Here is an 18048-nt window from a genome sequence, read left to right as displayed (position 1 = left end):
ATTATTTTAAATTTATTTTAATTTGTGGAATATTGTTATTAATTCCAAATACTTTTGGAGTTATATCTGTTGGAGTGTCTCCAAAAAAATCAACAATATAATTTTCTACTTTAGATTCATCCTTAAATAGATTAATTTTTTTTCCATTTTCTATTGCTACTATATACTGTTTATGAATAGTACCGGTGTCTAAATAATTTTCTCTTAATCCTTCAATGTATTTCCTTGCTTTTTTATTGTTAAGAATTTTAGGATCTGTTTTTGTCATTTGCTCAAATTTCTTAACCAGCTCATTAACATAATCTGATTCTTCCTCTTTTGAAGCAAAATAGACAACCCAATCAGTATCTTGGATTCCTCCACTAATACTTGTTTGCGAGGTAATTCCTGAACCACCAATGTGAACATTATTTTTTGGTAATCCAAACTTATCTAATGTTGGTTTTATTTTTGCATCAATATAATTTTGAAATTGAACTTTACTTGTAAATGGGAAAGGATATCCACGTCTTTTTACAAGTAAAAGATTATCCATCCTATCATGTAAAATATTTACATCTACTTGAGGATGCTGTCTCCTACTAGCTTGATGAATTATTCCTGATGCTTCGTCAGATGTCAATCCTTTTTGATATCCAATATCAATTAAATTTTGTTTCTCTGATAAAGTATATCTATCCCCATCAAAATATTTTGTATCCAGTACAAATTTCTTTTCCAATTTTACTAATGCTTTATTCCTATAAATAGTAATATCAACTGCTAATCCCGAAGTTTTTTGAAGTGTTAATTGTGCATCAATACCTCTTGGATCTGAAATAAACTCATCAGGCCATCCATTAGGGGTGTTATTAAATTCATTTACTAAATTTTTAGACGTTTTTCTTATCATTCCTTCGGCAAGAGCACTACTTGTTGCTGAAAGTATTTCGAGCCACATCACTTTATTTTTAAGATCTACTAGCCATGGCTTATTCGTATTTCCAGGTGTGGTAATTATTTTTAAAAACAAACTGATGGTAGCTGCACTAAAACTAATTGCTTCAGTTCCTGCAGCAACATACATACTAACAACTAATCCTGTTCCAGAACCTGTCTCTGTACCTAGTATCATTGCCTCTGTAAAACCAGAAAGTGCACGTAAATGTTTAATCTTTGTTAGAGCTCCATAACCTCCAAGAAATAGAGAAGCTACATCAACAAAATACCCGACTCCAGTTTTAAAATTGCTTTCTCTGTTTTTTCCGTCTATATATTTTAAAACAAAGATAGGAATAAGACTGTTTATATTATTATCAATTGGGTTGTTATTGCCATTAACTACAGGAATGCTAATTGCCGCATTTTGATTTGTATTAATTAATGATACTGGTTGATAATAATCATAAGTCCCATACAAGCCTTTATCTCCAGATGCTTTATAATTATCTTGAATCGCTATAATTTTATTTTTTGGATAATTTTTTCCATTTAAGAAATGTCTCATATCATAGCTAAATGAATCTCCATCGACTGCTGGGGCGGTATTGTAAAAATCAAAATTATCGAAATAAAAGCCATAGGCTGTTTCTGATACATAATTCAAAGTAATTGGTGCTGCGCTATACTTTAAACTTTGAGGATTAATCCCCATTAAACTTTCAAAAATCGGTTTAGAAGGGTCAGGATTTGTTCCTAATTGATCATTATAAACAAATTTATTTAAATTCGTTTGACTAAAAGTACCATTTTGATACGGATTATAACTGCTAACCTGCCAAATTAAATAGAGCGACATCACTAAATCCTTTCTGTTATCTTCTCCAATTCCAATAAAAGAATCGTCAACATCATTTAGTAATCTATTAAATAAGGACCAACTATTTAGTGAACTATATTTTGTCTCATCTATTAAACCTGTTAAAAATTCATCCCCTTGAGATTCAGTAACTGATTTCACTATTCTTAAAACCAAAGCCTCATTGTCATTATTGAAAAAATATGTTTCTCGAATAGTAACATTTCTAATTATAAACTCTAACAATTTTAATTTTGATAATGCGGTTAATATACTAAGAGCACTTATTGGCATCCCAATTACTAACCAATATAATTTTTCTGTACCACTAGCAAGTTCAATTTTTAATTTATTCAAACGACCTACTCTAGAGAAATTAGAAGTCCCATTTAAATACTTTTGTAAATCTTCTTGTAAATCTTCTTGTAAAGAATTTATAAAAACATCTGTCTTCCAAAGTTCATTCTGGCTGGTTTTTATTTGCTCGAATAAGGTTTCTCCTGTAAATAATGGGAAAACTATTCTTGTAATATTATTAATATTTATTGCTATTTTAGCAATAATTAGAGCCCTGTCATACTTCTCGGCGTCGGATAAACCAATTTTTGTTGCATAGTGTATATTAGCGTTATAAAATTCCTTAGAAATCTGCTCTAGATTCATATTCTCTTCAGGAATAGTGCTTGAAGGATTAATAATACTGCCATTATTATTCAATAACGAAATTCCATTGTATGCTAAAGTATAAGAAAGCCAAAAACCAAAATCATCTGTACCTGAGTTATCTGTGTCTGTATATGGAGGGGTTAATTTAATCTTCTTGACATGTACCACATCACCGATTATCGCTGTTACAAAATTTACATCGTATTTACTTTCTAAAAATTCCTTTATCTTATTTTTATCCTTTCTGTATTCTAAAAATTTACTTTCATCATAATAACCTTTCGGTATTGATTGTTGAAACATTTCTGAATTCGCCTTAATGACATCACTTTCAATACAATGCACATAATTTAAATTATTTACGGTAAAACCATATAAAAAACCATCTAAAGTATATCTTAGATTGTCAAAATTTTTAATCTTTACAACTGATTTATCAATCAATATTGCTGCTATATCTCCCATAATTTTACAAGACTGTTATGTTAAAATCTAGTGTCAATGACACTAATTGTTGTTCTGGCATATACTCACTATACCCCTTACTAAAATGGTACTTTCTATCCAGTGAATACACAAAAACATCTGTTTCAGGTTTAAAGAGTTGTTTTTCTCCACTTGTATTCTCAGCCACAATAGCTACTTTGTATTTCTGGTATTTTATGTTTTCGGGTGATAATAATTCGCTACCATCTTCAAACAGATCAATCAAAAAAAGACGTGGATTTTTTAATTCGTCAGAAATCAATGCTCGAATACTTTCGTTTTCAGTTTTGGTAAGTCCGAGGATAATTTTGTTTGGCGTGCTGCCATCCAATGTTTTCAGTTCCAATCCTGTTATGGTTTGTGTACTGTCTGTAAACAGTTTCAAATTATAATAATAGGGCTCGGGTAACTCGTAGGTTTTGCTTTTGGTTACTGCTCCACTGGCAGAGGCACTGGTTTTGGTATCGGGTGTGGTACTTCCGGTTGCAGAGACAGCGTTGTTCATGACATCTACAGCTTCAGTAAGATAAGTGACACGAGCAACCGTTGGTGTGGCTTCAATTCCGGTTTCGATAACATCGTTTACGGTTAGAGTTTGTACTACTGAGATACCTTGTTGTTTCTTGTCGTAAAAGGCATTGATAAGGTTCAGTTTTTCAGAGGTCATTTTAGAAAAACGGCTATCATCACTTAGTTTTAATAAAGGTTGTGCATCAATTAAACTAAAAACATCATCAAAAAAGTTTGCTTGTCCGTAAAGAATAACAAGATCTCCATTCTCATCTTGCGTTGTCCCTGTTGTGTAATTATTTACCTTTCCTTGATAAAGCAATATACTCAGCGTTGCAATGTTTTTTCCAGCAGCTGCGGGTGCTGTAAGCTGTATTGTTGCCGTTAGCTTTTGGTAATTGCCTTCTTTGTTAGGAGGTAATCTTAAACCATCTGCATTGATAAAATTACCTTTCTGTGCGTTGGCTATTTTTCCAATTTGCCCATATAATGCAGTATTGTTGTTGTTATCGGTTGATAATTGCAAATACAGGTTGTTTGTCGTAACAGAAGTTGCCTGTTGTTGCGTATTGACTAAAACGGGCCAGTCAAAAGTTCCGTATTGTGTTTCGGTCATCGGAACAATTTTGGTTACTGCATCTTCAAGCAATCCGGTTTTTAAATTATGAGCTCCAGTTTCGTTTATTTTGTAATTGCCATAAAAGTCATAACTACGCGTACAATCACTCTGGATATACACGTAACAGTTGTTTTTTGTAGCAAATTTGCTAATAATGGCATCGTATATTTCAGAGCCTTTTTTTACAGTTTGCGTTCCTGATGTTGTGATGCCTACACTTTCGCTAGGAACAAATAAACCGTAGAACGCTGCAATATCAATAAACTGCGTACTTTGCTCACGTAATAATTTTTTATTTACATCAGTACCGCTTAGGATAATTTTAGCTTCGGCTTTACGGGCATACTCTAAATTGAAAGCGAACTCGCTATTATCAAAATTATGCTTGTAGTCACCGTAGTTGAGTACAACGTCAATTCCGCATTCGCCTTGAGCAAAATTTCCTAACGTTTTACCCATGTCAATCATAGGTAACTCAAAATCATCTTTTTCGTCAAAAGTATTGTCAGCGGCTACAAATTCGGATTCTTTAAAAAAGAAATCAGCTAACGGAATTGTCACATCTGTGATGCTTTCATCATAACCAATGTATTTGGCGATGAATGGTGGTGTAGGTAGTTCCGTAACGCCATCCTCTGCTTTTCGACCTGAATGAAAAGCATTAAAATCAGCATTTATTTTAGTGATAAAATCAGAGGCAGAATCATTAGTTGTATTGATAAAAGGATCAGTATCTAAGGTAAAGAAGTCACTTTTTTGTAAACCTCTATAGATAAAGTATTTTATATTTAGTCCCGGAAAAGGTTGTTTGTAAGGACGAAGAATAACGTTTACTTTATCTGTATTTCCTGCTTGAGGTTGTACCAAAACAACTCCTTTACAAATAGAATAGGCCTTTTGAGTGGTGGTGACACTGAATTTGGAAGTCAAATTAAATTCAGAATTATTTACGGGTCCAAAAGATTGCGTAGGGCTTTGGGTAAAGCCCCAAGAATCTGTAAAAAAATGACATGTTGCAGACATATATGTGGGTATGAAATTATTTTTAAGTTGTGTTGCTGGTCTTTAAATTATTCTGTAGAATCTCAGTAGGAACCTGCCGACATAATAAATCAGGATCAGGAGAAAAATTCGTCCCAGCCAGATTTGTACTTTTTGCCAAAAGGTTAACTGATTGATAAATTTTGTCGTATTAACTGTTTTTACTTCTACCTCTTTTACTTGTTGTGATTTCCAGAAGGCATAGAGTTCCTGTTTTTTCAATTCGCAGTCTACAATGAGTTTGTTGTTATCAAGGCGAACCTTTGGGCCTTTTAATGTGCGCCCTGGTTCGACTTGAGTAACATTCTTGAAAACAACTTTTCCGTTTTGACATTCTAATAAAGCTCTAAACGTGCTGCTGTCTTTTTCGATTTTAAAAATAGTATCGTGTAAAATTTCTTTAATGGTGATGGTTTTGGTTTTTTCTTCGCTTAGAACTGGTTTCGGGGTTCGGCAGGAAACCAGAACTAAGACAGAAAAAAACATAAAAACAATTCGGTTTAGATTTTTGCTCATGGGTTATATTTAATTTTAAGTGATTTGTATAGTGTAAATTGGGTTCGTTTTGTAACCGTTATTTCGGTATGCAAAAGCAAAGATTAGCCGAAAGTCACAGTTTAAAAAACACATGCAAAGTGGTTGGACTATTGTGTTCTAAGATCGAACAACGTTGTAAAGTGAGAGAACTTTAAAGCATGGTCAAAGTCATTCACAAAAAAATTATTTTACAGAAAATGATTTGTATTTTGAATTAAAGTTTCGCTTGATTCTTAATCGCTTCCTCTATTTCTCTCAGCTCAACAGTGACAGAAGTGCATAGAATTTCATATAAAGTTGTACGCGAAATAGGATAGACGGGACAAATATATTTTCTCCAAACTACGGTAGTCGGAATGTCTTCTGTTTTGTGTTTATAATAAAGCTCCTTGATGAGTTTGTAGCGTAATAGTTTATTTCTTTGCATGCCCAGACTTCTGTTGGTTGCTGTAGGCATAATAGTAGTAGATTTAGGTTTTTACAAGCTATTCAATAAAGTAAAATAGGCTTGTTTACTAAAATTAATATTCAGTGTTTTTTGTTGGGAATTATGGTTTAAAGATCTTTCTAGAACAATTTGAAGTATTAGAAGAAATTGTTTATCTGCTGAAAATAATGTTATAAGAGTAGATTTAGAAAAAAGTTGGTCTTTTGTTCCTGAGGCAACTGTTTGTCGCAATACCTTCAGGAACAAATAAACCAGTATACTTTTTTATTTAAAGCTCAATTGATGCTTTAACACCAAAAGTGACAGAAATCTTCATTAATAGGATTTGAATTAGGAACAATTGAATAGTGCTGTTTTTTGAAATCTTATGGATGATTGCAGGAGTGGAATATGATGTGCTTCTGGATATAAAGATTTTATATTTAGTCCCTGAGAATGGTTGTTATAGGGACAGCGGATGAAGTTTGTATGTATCATTTTTCCACTCCTTATTGTGGCCACAATTAATCACCTTTTTTAAGAATTCTTGCAAACCTGTAAAGTTTTATTTTCCATCCAAATTATCAGTGTATTAATGGTTATAAGCCGACCTTTTAGGCTTTTTAATGTACGCCCTAGTTCGGCTTAATTAACCTTAATTTTTTTATCACTTCAATTTTTACTGTACAACTTTGAGGGCTTTATTCTTGCTTTGATTTTTTTGTTTTATTGATAGTTTAAGGTTGAGTTTTATGTAATAACTAGTTTTAAAGTCTCAGAAACCCTTTCATAGTTTTGATTTCTCTCTTTCTTCTGCATACTTTATATCCTTCACGGCTGCCGGTATCATTGGTGTTTCCTTCAATGGTATGAATAATGTTTCCGGTTACTTTTTCTACTATTCCGGTGTGACCCAATCCTTTTCCGAGGTCCAGAATAAAAATGTCACCCACTTGCGGAACCTTTTGTATTAGCAGAGGTCTGGAATTGTATTGATCTAATACACCGCCAGTTTTCTTTAAAGGATTTTTAAATTTAGTTTGTAGTGCTGCATTTTGGGTGCACCAAAAAACAAAGGCCATACACCAGGAATATCCTCTTGTTAGTCCTACGCTTTTTAGGTAAATTTCAACCTCAGGGCCTGAATTACTGTATTTTGGCATTTCTTCAACGCCGATCTGTGCAATTGCAATTTCTAATGTTTTTTGGGCGAGTGTCATTGTTGTTTTCCGTTTAATTGTTTGAATTTTTGTAACTCATCAACTAATTGTTGGTTGACAACCATTAGTTCTCTATGTTGTATCTCCATTTTTTTGATGGTTTCGGTTGCCGCGGTCAATCGGGCAGTAATATCATCAAGCAGATCACGGTAATATTTTACGGCATTTACGGCATTGTCAAGTTCAGCGGCTCTATCTTGGGCTAAAGATCTCCTCACAGAGAATAACCACGTGATAAAAGCGGCAAAAAAAGCGGTTAGAGTGGGGTAGAGAAATTGTTCCATTGGATGTTTTTTTATAATATTTCGAAATTTTTAGAAGGGAACAATAAGTGTAATTTTTTAAGATTTTAGGTCTCATTTTTATCCTTATTAAATCACTTGTTTCCCTTTGAGATGACAAAGATTGCACAAAAGAAGGGGTTTGAAAAATGGGTGCACACCCGCTGTACATTTGTGTATCATGACTTTACAGAGCTGTAAAGCAAATGAACCAAAGTTTAATATGATGAAGATAGATAACTGATAAAAAGTAGTAGTCTGCTTTTCTAGAAAGAAGAAAATACGTCGTTACCAGAAAGGACATTTAATAGATGATCCCATTTTTTTGGAGTTTAATTTATAAAAAAACAAAAAAATAAGGCTGTCTAATAAATTAATATTTAGACAGCCTTATTTTTTCAATTTGAGATTTTTAGAGCAGTAAATTTTTTGTAATAAATGGTTTGAAGGCAATATAAATGACGCCAATGTCGCGCTCTTCATATTTCTTCGATTTCGAGAGATTCTAAAAATTTTTCATGAAAATAATTTAGTCCGAAGAAAATTCAATAATAAAAATACTTTTAAAGATATCGTAATTTCTCTTCCTCAACATCAAGATAATGCAATTGTCTTTTAATAATTGCTTCGTCTAAATTTTGATTTTCTTTGTTTTTATTGAGAAGCCATTGTCGTTGTTGATTTAATAAATCAAGATAAATCACTTTAAGTTCCCTTCCGATGGATTCATCATCATTTTTTTTACTATGCTGCTCCCATTTTTCAATAAGTCGTTGTAGCGAAATATTATCTTCTACCTGATTGTTATAAGTGGTTTTTAAATAATTAGAAGCATATTCTGCCAATTCTTGTCTTAAAAGGTTGTAATCTTCATCAGGACTTAAAGCATCATCAGCGGTATTAAATTGAATTTTTCGAATAAAATAAGGCAGCGTTAATCCCTGAATCACTAATGTTAATAGGATTACGATAAAAGTAATAAACAGAATAAGGTTACGCTGTGGGAAACCGTTTCCGTTATTCAGATAAACTGGTATTGATAATGCTGCGGCCAACGATACAACGCCTCTCATTCCGGTCCAGCCGAGGATAAAAGGGCTTTTTAAGTCAGGATTTTTACTATCAGCCACAGTAATGAAATTTCGGGCAATTATCGTGATAATTACTGCGCCGTAAGAAGATAAAATTCTACTCACCATTAAAACAAGGGTAATCAATATCCCGTAACCAATTGCTGTCGCAATGCTTACATCTTCAAGGCCTCGCGTAATTTGTGGTAAATCTAGCCCGATAAGCATAAAAACCAATCCATTCAATATAAAACAAAAACTTTCCCACACATTTATTCCCTGCAGGCGGGATTTACTCGTTAGAAAACGGTGTCTGTTGTTGGCTAGCAATAAACCACCACTTACGACAGCTAAAACTCCTGAGCTATGCATTTTTTCTGCAGCAAGATAGATGATATAAGGCGTAAGTAATGACAGCACTATATCGACATTAGCGTCTGTAGGCAAATATTTATGGGCTTTCATAAAAAGCCATCCTATTAATAAACCAATTGCGACACCTCCAAATATCATCCAACTAAAGCTCATAGCGGCTTTGTAAAAAATAAATTGCTCAGTGGCAACGGCAATCATGGCAAATCTGAAAATAATTAGGGAAGAGGCATCATTCAATAAACTTTCTCCCTCTAAAATAGACGAAATCGTTTTGGGTACTTTGACAAATTTCAGAATAGCGCCAGCACTTACCGCATCTGGCGGAGATACAATTCCCCCCAGTAAAAAACCTAATGCCAAAGAGAAACCAGGGAAAACATAATTGGCTACTAAAGCTACTGAAAGCGCCGACAAAAAGACAACTATAAAGGCAAAACTCGTAATAATACGGCGCCAACGCCACATTTCTTTCCAAGAAACAGACCATGCAGCTTCATATAAAAGTGGTGGCAAAAATATAAAAAAGATAAGTTCCGGTTCGATATTTATAACAGGCACTCCGGGAATAAAACTGATCATAAGTCCTGCTAATACCAGAAGTACAGGATATGCGACTTTAATTTTATTAGCCAGCATGATCAAAAGTAAAATAACCATTAAAAGTCCTAAATAAAAAGGTAAGTTGTCAAGCATTGGTTTGTTTGTGAGGAGGTTTAGTTTTTAATTGGTGTCCAAATCTTCAATAGCTGTAAAATAGTTTTTTTTCTCAACATTCGAATAAAAATGATTCGGATATTTAAAATCATTTTGCATGTTTATTCATGAATTGACTTATAATTCCAGAAAATTGTTATTTAACTACATGTATTCATTTTCTTTAAATTTTTTTATGTGCGTTTTTTCGTTCTTATTTTTGTTCTGAATCTATTATAATAATTTTATAAAGGAGATAGATAATCAATTAATTATGTGTAAAATTGACACTATAAGACTGGAATTTATCAAAAAGAGGATTAAAAGAATGAATTTTATTATTTGTTATAGAATTTTTACAAAGAAAATAGGAAACACCACTACAGAAATAAATGATGAATACATTGTTTATAGTACCAAAAAGTGATGTTTTATTCGCTACCTTGCTACCAAATACCATAAAATAAAAATAATGAATAAAGGTGGGCCGATAATAATTATAGAAGATGATCTGGATGATCAGGAATTCTTGGCAGAGGTTTTTAAAGGACTGCAATATCCCAATGAAGTCATTTTTTTTGGAGATGGAGAGCAGGCACTTGAGTATCTTACGGCTACAATCATTGAGCCTTTTATTATATTCTCTGATATCAATATGCCAAGGCTAAATGGAATAGAATTACGAACAAAAGTGCACGAAAATGAAGATTTGAGAATGAAATCAATTCCTTATCTCTTTTTCTCAACTGTTGCTGAGCAGCAGCATGTTATCGATGCATATTCAAAATCTGTTCAAGGTTTTTTTGTAAAACCATCTGATTTTAATGAAATGAAAGAGATGATAAAAAATATTGTAGAATACTGGCAAAATTGTGTTTCACCCAATTACGTAAAATAGTTTTTTTTAACTGGAAACAAAAAGGACAATTACAGAATAATACTTTTTACAATCGCAAAATAAATCTACAAAATTACGATAGATTGCATCTATAAATTTTTTTACAGATAATTTATTGGGTTTTGTTTCTAACTAATAGGGAAAGTCTGGAGAAAATAATAATTTCTAAAGACTTTCCCCATTTTGTTTTAATGGTAAGATAACGGTAAAAACGGCTCCATTGTCTTTCTTTCCATCGGCAGATATGATACCATTGTGGCGGGAAGCAATTTTTTTGCATAAGGCCAAACCAAGACCGTTCCCTTCATACTGATCTTTAGAGTGAAGTCTTTCAAATGCATCAAATATCCGTTCAAAATAATTGGCTTCTAATCCAATACCATTGTCCTCAATAACGATCCGAATACATTCAGTACCATTATGATCAATTTCGGCAGAAGATATAATAACTCTTGGGGGCTGGTCTCTTTTTGAAAATTTCAAAGCATTGTGAATCAGGTTGTAAAATAGCTCATTAATTAAGATCGGGGCTCCTTCTATTTCTGGAAGCTCACTGGTAATCAGTATCGCACCTTTTTCTTTTATAATGAGTTCCAGGTCTGTTTTTATGTTTTCGATCACATCATCGAGATTTACCTTTTCGATGGGTTGTGTTTTTTTATTTAAGGTAGAGTAGGCCAGGATTCCTTCAATAATGGTCTGCATTCGTAAGGCAGATTGGTCGATTTTTTGAAGGTATTTTTTTGAATTATCATTAAAATTAGTTTCTTTTTCAGCTTGCAAAAGACTATTGAAGGTTTTTATTTTTCGAACAGGTTCTTTTAAGTCATGACTTACTACATTGGCAAAATGCAAAAGATCATCGTTGGATCTTTGTAGTTCGTGCGTGCGCTCTTCTACCTGTTTTTTTAATTCTTCTTCAAACTGCTTTTGCTCATGTATATCCTGAATGATTCCGATGATAGTGGTGGGAGTATCATTTTCGTTCTTAATCATTTTACCACTAATTTTAATCCATTTAAAGGTCTTATCATCATTGATAATTCGAACCTCATAAGACATTTTTCCAGTAGTTTCAATTTCTTTTTGTGCTTTCTGATATAATGCCTGATCATCAGGATGCAATTTTTTGAGGAGTTGTTCACTGGCAATTTCATCTTCAGTACTAAAGATGTTTTTAAAATTTCCGAAAGTCGCAATTTTTTTTGTTTGAAGATCAATTTCATAGGTGCCAATTCCTGATGAGTCGATCGCCATTCTTAGCCTTTGTTCAGCACTTTCAATTTGCTGTTTTGCCTCATGCAAATCTGTTACGTCAACGCCACTATTCATTACACCAAAAACATTTCCCTGAATATCAAAAAGAGGTATAAAACTGTAGTTAAAGTAATGCGTTTTTAGCGTGCCGTGCATTACCAGATCGACTTTTTTGTCTTTGGCATGAAAAGGAACTCCAGTTTTAAAGACAGCTAGCGCTTGTTCAAAAAAATGCTGATTCTCAATCTCTGGAAGAACTTCGAGGTATTTTTTACCGATCACCTGATCTCCTTTTCCCCAGGTTTCGATCATGGCACGATTGATAAGTTCTATTTTAAATTCTTCTCCTATGTAAACAGCAATGGGCAAAGGGGTGTGATCCACAATGTTTTTCAAAAGCAATACGTTATCGTACATCGGTGGTAGATTTAGTTTTCTACGAAAATATCATTAATTTGAGCCAATGGTGTTATAGAAATTCAAATGAATGTTTTATAATTTCAATGGAGTTGTATTATAATTTAAAAAATCAAGCAACAGATTGTCAGCTGTTCAAACTCAATAGCCTGATCTAAGATCATCTGCGTTTTCAGACCTGCTTTTTTTATTGCATTTTTTTAAAATATCTTCGTAGTATAAACGTTCAAAAGTTTCTAATAGTTACCACTTTTTCAAACCGGCCATGATGGCTAATAGAGACATTCTGCGATGTATTTTCAGGATAAGCATTCAGATAAGGAATTCCATACTTATCTTTAACAATATCTTTGTTTTCAATTTCAATTATACAATTTAAATCTTCTAAGGAAGCAGCTGCCAGAGTATGAATAATGTCCTTAGAAAGCATTGTTTTTGTGTGATATATATTTTCATCACAAAACACTAAACCTTTTACAGAACTGTTCTTATAAGTCTTAATGCTACAGATCAGTTTTTTAGGAATATAGGCTCTGATTTTGGTTTGTCTGTTGTAAATTTTATAAGCCGCTTCTTTCATGCTCCAAAGCACCCATACCATAATTTCTGGATCAGAACTATTTGATATGATTATTTGTTCATCATCGGTAAAAATTTTGTTTATAAAACCTTTACGCTGCCAATTGCTTTCTTGGCGCGATTGTAAAAGATCTATAACATCATTGCCAATCATTTTGCAGCCAGTTTGGTTTCGATGATTTCTACAGAGGTTTTAACATCAAGCATGCGCTCCATATCTGTATTATCGATTACCACATCAAAAGCCTCTTCAATATCCAATACAATATCAACAAGATTGGCAGAATTAATGTTTAGATCATTAATAAAATCAGTGTCTTCCGTGAGATTGTCATAAGCTTCGGTGTTTGTTGTATAAGGCTTTATGATTACTTTTAGTTTCGAAATAAGTTCTTCTTTATTCATATAAATTAATTATCAAATTTTTTAAATAGTATACACGCATTTACATCGCCAAAACCAAAACTTGCTTTTGCAATTATATTGGGTTGCGAATAAATCGTTTTTAAAATTACTTTTGTCGGATCAATCTGTGAACCAATTTCGGGATGAAGGTCATCACAATTGGTATTAGCAAATATAAAGCCTTCATGAAGTTGCAAAACGCTGGCTACACTTTCGATACTGCCGGCAGCACTAAGGCAATGACCTGTCATGCTTTTTAGGGAATTGATATACGGAAAATCATTGCCGCTTCTGTTCAATGCTTTGGTCCAGTTTTCAATCTCCAGACTATCTTTTGTGGTTGCCGTAAGATGACCGTTTATAGCATCAATATCATTCGCAGAAATGCCGGCATTGCGCAGCGCATTTTTGATGCATTGTTGTACCGCCTCACTGTTTGGTGCGGTCATGCTGCCAGTGCCTCGCTGCCCGCCAGAGTTTACATTACCACCCAATATTTCAGCATAAATCGTAGCACCTCGTTTTAGGGCAGTTTCCAGTTCTTCTACGACCAATGCTCCCGCGCCACTGCCGGGTACAAACCCAGCCGAGCTCGCACTCATAGGACGAGAACCTAGCTCAGGAGTATCGTTGTATTTTGAACTGCATACGCGAAGCGCATCAAATCCTGCCCAAATATACGGACCGCTATCGCCGGTGCTTCCCGCAAGGATGCGTTTTGCTTGCCCGGATTGTATACGATCATAGGCCATCATGATAGCTTCGGTACCCGTTGCACAAGCCGAGGAATTTGTTGTTACCTGATTGCCAAGCCCCAGTTTACCGCCAAGATACGCACTAATACCGCTGTTCATCGTCTGAGCCACAACGGTACTACCAAGCCTGCGGGTTTGCAAATCATCTATTTTATAAATGCTTTCGCGAAATTTATCTATGCCCGAAGTCCCAGATCCAAAGATGGTACCGCTATGCCAATCCGGTTCGTTATTAGTTTCGATTGTCAATCCTGCATTTGTCCAAGCTTCTATTCCAGCTATTACGCCGTACAAAATACCCGTGCTATTAAAACCGCGTAATTCAAGTTCTGTAAAATATTGATTTTTAAGTTCGTCTGATATTTGGGGTTGACCCGCTATCTGACAAGAAAACTGCAGCGCCTGTAATTGTGCATGATGACGAATTCCTGATACGCTGTTTTTTAGGGCATCAGTAAATGCAGGAATTCCCACTCCGTTAGGAGCAGCGACTCCCAAACCTGTTATTACGACACGCTTTTTCATAATTTTGTAGTAATCATACCCGCAACAATACCTTTACAAACTTCTTGTCCCGCCTCGTTTTTCATCACAACATTGCATTTAAGTTTGCCGAATCTGAAAAATGTTTTTTGAGAAGTTACTGTTACTTTTTCATTAGGATATACACGTTTTAAAAACTGCATATCTGCCGATGTAAACGCTATCACGGTATCTTCTTTTGCAGCATCATTCAATAAATAAATACCAAGGCAAACCATGCCAATCTGAGCCATCGTTTCGGTGAGAATTACACCCGGAGTGACAGGATTCCCTTTAAAATGTCCTTTATAAAAATATAAATCTTCTCTAAAGGTATAAGTGCCCGTAATTCCGTTTTCATCTGCAGCTACTATTTCGTCTACAAATAAAAAGGGCTCGCTATAAGGCAATTTGGCTATAATATCGGTCAATTCCATAATTTGTTTTTCTGAAAAATTACCATTGTAATAAAACCCGTTGTGCCGAAAATCCGGGACCAAAGCTTAACATTAATCCTCTCTCGCCAGATTTCGGATTGCGATCCATGATGCGCTCTAAAACGTACAAAACAGTTGCACTCGACATGTTTCCGTATCGCTTAAGAACTTCTTTGGTATCATCAATATTTTTGCCTAATCCCGAGAACAGCGACTCTACTGTTGTGATTATTTTTTTTCCGCCGGGATGAAATATCATATGGTTTATGTCTGCGATTTCAAGATTGTTTTGTTGCAAGAAAGGATGAATAATAGCTCCAAAATGAGAGGCGATAGTGTCCGGAACTTCAATATCCAAAACCATTTGTAAACCACTGTTAGTTAGCTTAAAGCCCATCATGTGTTCGGCATCATAAAAATGATACATTTGTTCGTCAATTATTTCTGGACCCTTGTCCTCTTCATACGATGACAAAAGACAACAGGCGGCTCCATCGCCAAAAATAGCCGCACTGACAATATTAGGCATCGAAAAATCATCAAGCTGAAATGTTGCTGTTGGAGACTCCACCGCAATGACTGCTGCTCGTTTATCCGGATTAGATTTCAAAAAGTTTTTAGCATACAAGATGCCCGATATTCCTGCGGCACAACCCATTTCTGTTACGGGGAGGCGCACTATATCCTGTTTCAGTTTCATTTTATTGATAAGGTAAGCATCTAATGAGGGGATCATGATGCCGGTGCAGCTTACCGTGATAATATAATCCAGTGTTGTAGGATCCCAACCTGCTTTTTTAAGTGCTTTCTCTAGTACTTGTTCTCCCAGAATAATGACTTCTCTGGTGTAAATATCATTTTTATCTTCAAACGAAGTCGCTGTAAAAACCTCTGCGGGATCCATTATCGAGTAACGTTGGTCTACAGCTGCGCCCTCGAAAATCTTTTTTACTTTTTTTATAAAGCGTTCTTCTTTTCCATCAAGCCATCCATCCAAAAGCGGAAGTATATCGTTTGTGGTGCGCGAATATTTTGGTAGTTGCTTGGCAACCGTTACTATTTTTACACTCATTTTTTTGTAATTATCCATTGGTAGCGAAAAGCCCATTTCCAGTATATGGTATAGTTTTTTAGATTTAATTTTTTAGAAAACTCCTCTAATTCGGTTTTCTTAAAGCCTCTCAAAATAGAAACCAGTCCATCTTCTCGGGACATCCTATTGAGGTTAAAAATAGTGCAAACTATCTCAAAAAGTCTGTAAGCCAATTTGCTTCGATGCAAATCGTTGACTATGATTCCGGTTGTTGCATTAGTACTAAAGATAGTGATTATATTTAATATCTGCTCATTGGTAAAATGGTGCAGGGTAAGTGTACACAAAACAATGTCATATTGTATGGCCTTAAAATCTTCACTAAAAATATCAACACATGCATATTCTATGTTTGAATATTCATCCGAGAGGGTTTTGGCATAGTTTACCGTATATTCATTTGCATCGATGCCGATCAGTTTAAAGTTTATAGTATGCTTTAGTCCGTATTGTGCGAGCATGCGCAGCATGTCTCCGTTGCCGCAGCCAATATCTGCAATCACGATTGTTTTGGTAATATCTGTTTTTTTTAATAATTTTTTTACTCCATTCAAAGTAATGTGGTTGCCACCCAGCAACTGATTAATGTTGGCAATTTGGTCTAGTGCAGCACGTAATTCTTCGCCTTCAAGCAAAAAATCATCCATTATCTCAGTTTCCTGAGTTCTGTATTGGGTACTTATATCCATTTAATTTATTGCTATTGGTTTTCCGTGCGTTTGTTTGATAATTTTAGGGAGTAGTGATGGTAATGATGCCAATAGTCCGACCAATTGGTTGGTGATGATTTTATTTTTAAGTAGTTGAGCCAGAATTCTACCCATGCGTACTCTTTTGCCAAAATGCGTATTCCATTCCTTTTTATATTTTTTTTCTAATGATTCTCGAGAGGTTATCTCACCGTTGTAATACTCCAGCACCAGTTCTGATGCTATTTTGGCAGCGTGTATCGCCATTGCCATTCCGTTACCACACAGCGGATGAATCAGGCCTGCAGTATCGCCAATCATCAGAATGTGATTTTCTACAGGCTGTTTTTTATCAAAAGAAATTTGGCTTATCGTGAGTGGTTTTTCAAAAAGAAGGGTACTGTTTTCAAAAATAGCTTTCAGGTTTTTGTTTTTGTACAGCACATTTTGCTGATACTCCTCGATATTTTTATATTTTTTAAAGGTGGCATAATCGGCCAGATAACAAATATTGATGCTATCATCTTCAACCTTAGAAACGCCGCAATAACCGCCTTTGAAGTTGTGCAAAGCCACGAGATCATGATCAAATTTACCCGAATAATGTGCCTTAACAGCCAGCCAGGGCGATTTTTTACTAATAAAATCCCGTTCCAAAACTTGATCAATATTAGATCGTTTGCCAAAAGCGCCCAAGACTATTTTGGCAGTCAAAATTTGGTCTGAAGTGCTTACCGTAAAACTGTCATTGCCAAAAGAAATATCCGTAACAGTATCTTTTATAACGTTACAGTTGTTTGCCAATGCTTTTTGATATAAAAAATCATCAAGCGCATATCGGCTAATGCCAAATCCTCCTAAAGGAAGTTTTGCGGTTACTGTTTTTCCATTACCGGAAGTAAATTCAAATCTGGTGATAGTCGTAGGACGTAATTCTGATACATCTGCACCAAGCCAGCTGAGGTACGGCAAAATTTCGTTCGAAATATATTCACCGCATACCTTGTGCCGCGGATAAGCTGATTTTTCTATCAGGATTACCTCTAAGCCTTTTTTAGATAAATTTATGGCGCTGGTTAAACCGGCAAGTCCGCCGCCAATAATCAGCACATCACAATTTGTTTTCATACCTACCAATTTAGTGATAAAATCTCAATAAAGTGTGCTTTACGTAAGATTATTATGTGTTTTTGATAAAAATCTAGATCTTATACATTTTATAAAGTGCTTTTATTGCCCTTATAAAATGATAACTACAGTAGTCAAAATCTAAGGGATATAGCGATTAGTAATC

Annotated in this window: 16 protein-coding genes; 1 reads left to right on the top strand and 15 read right to left on the bottom strand. The window is 34.6% G+C overall.

Annotation, left to right across the window (positions count from 1 at the left end):
- Position 1 precedes the first annotated feature (1 nt).
- From J3495_RS02490 to J3495_RS02460, 7 genes are all read right to left on the bottom strand, one after another.
- Positions 2-2908: a hypothetical protein gene (locus J3495_RS02490; protein WP_210664982.1), complete on the bottom strand. Its 2907-nt coding sequence runs from the start codon at positions 2906-2908 to the stop codon at positions 2-4.
- Between the two features lie 4 nt (positions 2909-2912).
- The gene (locus tag J3495_RS02485; protein ID WP_210664981.1) at positions 2913-5081 is read right to left on the bottom strand and encodes a hypothetical protein; all 2169 of its coding nucleotides are present in this window, start codon (positions 5079-5081) and stop codon (positions 2913-2915) included.
- A gap of 42 nt (positions 5082-5123) precedes the next feature.
- Positions 5124-5615, bottom strand: coding sequence for a hypothetical protein (locus J3495_RS02480; protein WP_210664980.1), 492 nt, complete (start codon positions 5613-5615; stop codon positions 5124-5126).
- Positions 5616-5850: 235 nt separating this feature from the next.
- A complete protein-coding gene (locus J3495_RS02475) occupies positions 5851-6093 on the bottom strand; it encodes a hypothetical protein (RefSeq protein WP_210664979.1) in 243 nt (80 codons plus the stop codon).
- Between the two features lie 737 nt (positions 6094-6830).
- Positions 6831-7283, bottom strand: coding sequence for a CHAP domain-containing protein (locus tag J3495_RS02470; RefSeq protein WP_210664978.1), 453 nt, complete (start codon positions 7281-7283; stop codon positions 6831-6833).
- Positions 7280-7567: a methyl-accepting chemotaxis protein gene (locus J3495_RS02465; RefSeq protein ID WP_210664977.1), complete on the bottom strand. Its 288-nt coding sequence runs from the start codon at positions 7565-7567 to the stop codon at positions 7280-7282. Before J3495_RS02465 ends, J3495_RS02470 begins: the two co-directional genes overlap by 4 nt.
- A gap of 560 nt (positions 7568-8127) precedes the next feature.
- Positions 8128-9702, bottom strand: a complete 1575-nt coding sequence (locus tag J3495_RS02460; RefSeq protein ID WP_210664976.1) for a Na+/H+ antiporter — start codon at positions 9700-9702, stop codon at positions 8128-8130.
- A gap of 472 nt (positions 9703-10174) precedes the next feature.
- On the opposite strand from J3495_RS02460, the gene J3495_RS02455 reads away from it, so the two are divergent.
- Positions 10175-10600 carry a response regulator gene (locus J3495_RS02455; protein WP_210664975.1) on the top strand — a complete coding sequence of 142 codons (426 nt, stop codon included), beginning with the start codon at positions 10175-10177 and terminating at the stop codon, positions 10598-10600.
- 165 nt (positions 10601-10765) lie between these two features.
- Here the strand turns inward: J3495_RS02455 and J3495_RS02450 are convergent, their stop codons facing one another.
- From J3495_RS02450 to J3495_RS02415, 8 genes are all read right to left on the bottom strand, one after another.
- Complete coding sequence (locus J3495_RS02450) at positions 10766-12274, bottom strand: PAS domain-containing sensor histidine kinase (protein ID WP_210664974.1); 1509 nt, start codon at positions 12272-12274, stop codon at positions 10766-10768.
- Positions 12275-12500: 226 nt separating this feature from the next.
- Positions 12501-13007: a 4'-phosphopantetheinyl transferase family protein gene (locus tag J3495_RS02445; RefSeq protein WP_210664973.1), complete on the bottom strand. Its 507-nt coding sequence runs from the start codon at positions 13005-13007 to the stop codon at positions 12501-12503.
- Positions 13004-13258 (bottom strand): acyl carrier protein, encoded by a 255-nt coding sequence (locus J3495_RS02440; protein ID WP_210664972.1) that lies wholly within the window; start codon positions 13256-13258, stop codon positions 13004-13006. Before J3495_RS02440 ends, J3495_RS02445 begins: the two co-directional genes overlap by 4 nt.
- A 5-nt stretch (positions 13259-13263) precedes the next feature.
- Positions 13264-14538 (bottom strand): beta-ketoacyl-[acyl-carrier-protein] synthase family protein, encoded by a 1275-nt coding sequence (locus J3495_RS02435; RefSeq protein WP_210664971.1) that lies wholly within the window; start codon positions 14536-14538, stop codon positions 13264-13266.
- Positions 14535-14972, bottom strand: a complete 438-nt coding sequence (locus J3495_RS02430) for a 3-hydroxyacyl-ACP dehydratase FabZ family protein (RefSeq protein ID WP_210664970.1) — start codon at positions 14970-14972, stop codon at positions 14535-14537. Before J3495_RS02430 ends, J3495_RS02435 begins: the two co-directional genes overlap by 4 nt.
- A 19-nt stretch (positions 14973-14991) precedes the next feature.
- Positions 14992-16044 (bottom strand): type III polyketide synthase, encoded by a 1053-nt coding sequence (locus J3495_RS02425; RefSeq protein WP_210664969.1) that lies wholly within the window; start codon positions 16042-16044, stop codon positions 14992-14994.
- Positions 16041-16754 carry a methyltransferase domain-containing protein gene (locus J3495_RS02420; protein ID WP_210664968.1) on the bottom strand — a complete coding sequence of 238 codons (714 nt, stop codon included), beginning with the start codon at positions 16752-16754 and terminating at the stop codon, positions 16041-16043. Before J3495_RS02420 ends, J3495_RS02425 begins: the two co-directional genes overlap by 4 nt.
- Positions 16755-17882, bottom strand: a complete 1128-nt coding sequence (locus J3495_RS02415) for an NAD(P)/FAD-dependent oxidoreductase (RefSeq protein ID WP_210664967.1) — start codon at positions 17880-17882, stop codon at positions 16755-16757.
- Positions 17883-18048 lie beyond the last annotated feature (166 nt).

It is taken from the genome of Flavobacterium geliluteum, assembly GCF_017948595.1.
GTDB classification, from domain to species: domain Bacteria; phylum Bacteroidota; class Bacteroidia; order Flavobacteriales; family Flavobacteriaceae; genus Flavobacterium; species Flavobacterium flavipigmentatum.
This window is presented reverse-complemented; position numbering and strand designations above follow the sequence as displayed.

Excerpts from the sequence above, each read along its gene's own strand:
- J3495_RS02490 (WP_210664982.1), bottom strand. The coding sequence starts at position 2,908 with ATGGGAGATATAGCAGCAATATTGATTGATAAATCAGTTGTAAAGATT.
- J3495_RS02485 (WP_210664981.1), bottom strand. The coding sequence starts at position 5,081 with ATGTCTGCAACATGTCATTTTTTTACAGATTCTTGGGGCTTTACCCAA.
- J3495_RS02480 (WP_210664980.1), bottom strand. The coding sequence starts at position 5,615 with ATGAGCAAAAATCTAAACCGAATTGTTTTTATGTTTTTTTCTGTCTTA.
- J3495_RS02475 (WP_210664979.1), bottom strand. The coding sequence starts at position 6,093 with ATGCCTACAGCAACCAACAGAAGTCTGGGCATGCAAAGAAATAAACTA.
- J3495_RS02470 (WP_210664978.1), bottom strand. The coding sequence starts at position 7,283 with ATGACACTCGCCCAAAAAACATTAGAAATTGCAATTGCACAGATCGGC.
- J3495_RS02465 (WP_210664977.1), bottom strand. The coding sequence starts at position 7,567 with ATGGAACAATTTCTCTACCCCACTCTAACCGCTTTTTTTGCCGCTTTT.
- J3495_RS02460 (WP_210664976.1), bottom strand. The coding sequence starts at position 9,702 with ATGCTTGACAACTTACCTTTTTATTTAGGACTTTTAATGGTTATTTTA.
- J3495_RS02455 (WP_210664975.1), top strand. The coding sequence starts at position 10,175 with ATGAATAAAGGTGGGCCGATAATAATTATAGAAGATGATCTGGATGAT.
- J3495_RS02450 (WP_210664974.1), bottom strand. The coding sequence starts at position 12,274 with ATGTACGATAACGTATTGCTTTTGAAAAACATTGTGGATCACACCCCT.
- J3495_RS02445 (WP_210664973.1), bottom strand. The coding sequence starts at position 13,007 with ATGATTGGCAATGATGTTATAGATCTTTTACAATCGCGCCAAGAAAGC.
- J3495_RS02440 (WP_210664972.1), bottom strand. The coding sequence starts at position 13,258 with ATGAATAAAGAAGAACTTATTTCGAAACTAAAAGTAATCATAAAGCCT.
- J3495_RS02435 (WP_210664971.1), bottom strand. The coding sequence starts at position 14,538 with ATGAAAAAGCGTGTCGTAATAACAGGTTTGGGAGTCGCTGCTCCTAAC.
- J3495_RS02430 (WP_210664970.1), bottom strand. The coding sequence starts at position 14,972 with ATGGAATTGACCGATATTATAGCCAAATTGCCTTATAGCGAGCCCTTT.
- J3495_RS02425 (WP_210664969.1), bottom strand. The coding sequence starts at position 16,044 with ATGAGTGTAAAAATAGTAACGGTTGCCAAGCAACTACCAAAATATTCG.
- J3495_RS02420 (WP_210664968.1), bottom strand. The coding sequence starts at position 16,754 with ATGGATATAAGTACCCAATACAGAACTCAGGAAACTGAGATAATGGAT.
- J3495_RS02415 (WP_210664967.1), bottom strand. The coding sequence starts at position 17,882 with ATGAAAACAAATTGTGATGTGCTGATTATTGGCGGCGGACTTGCCGGT.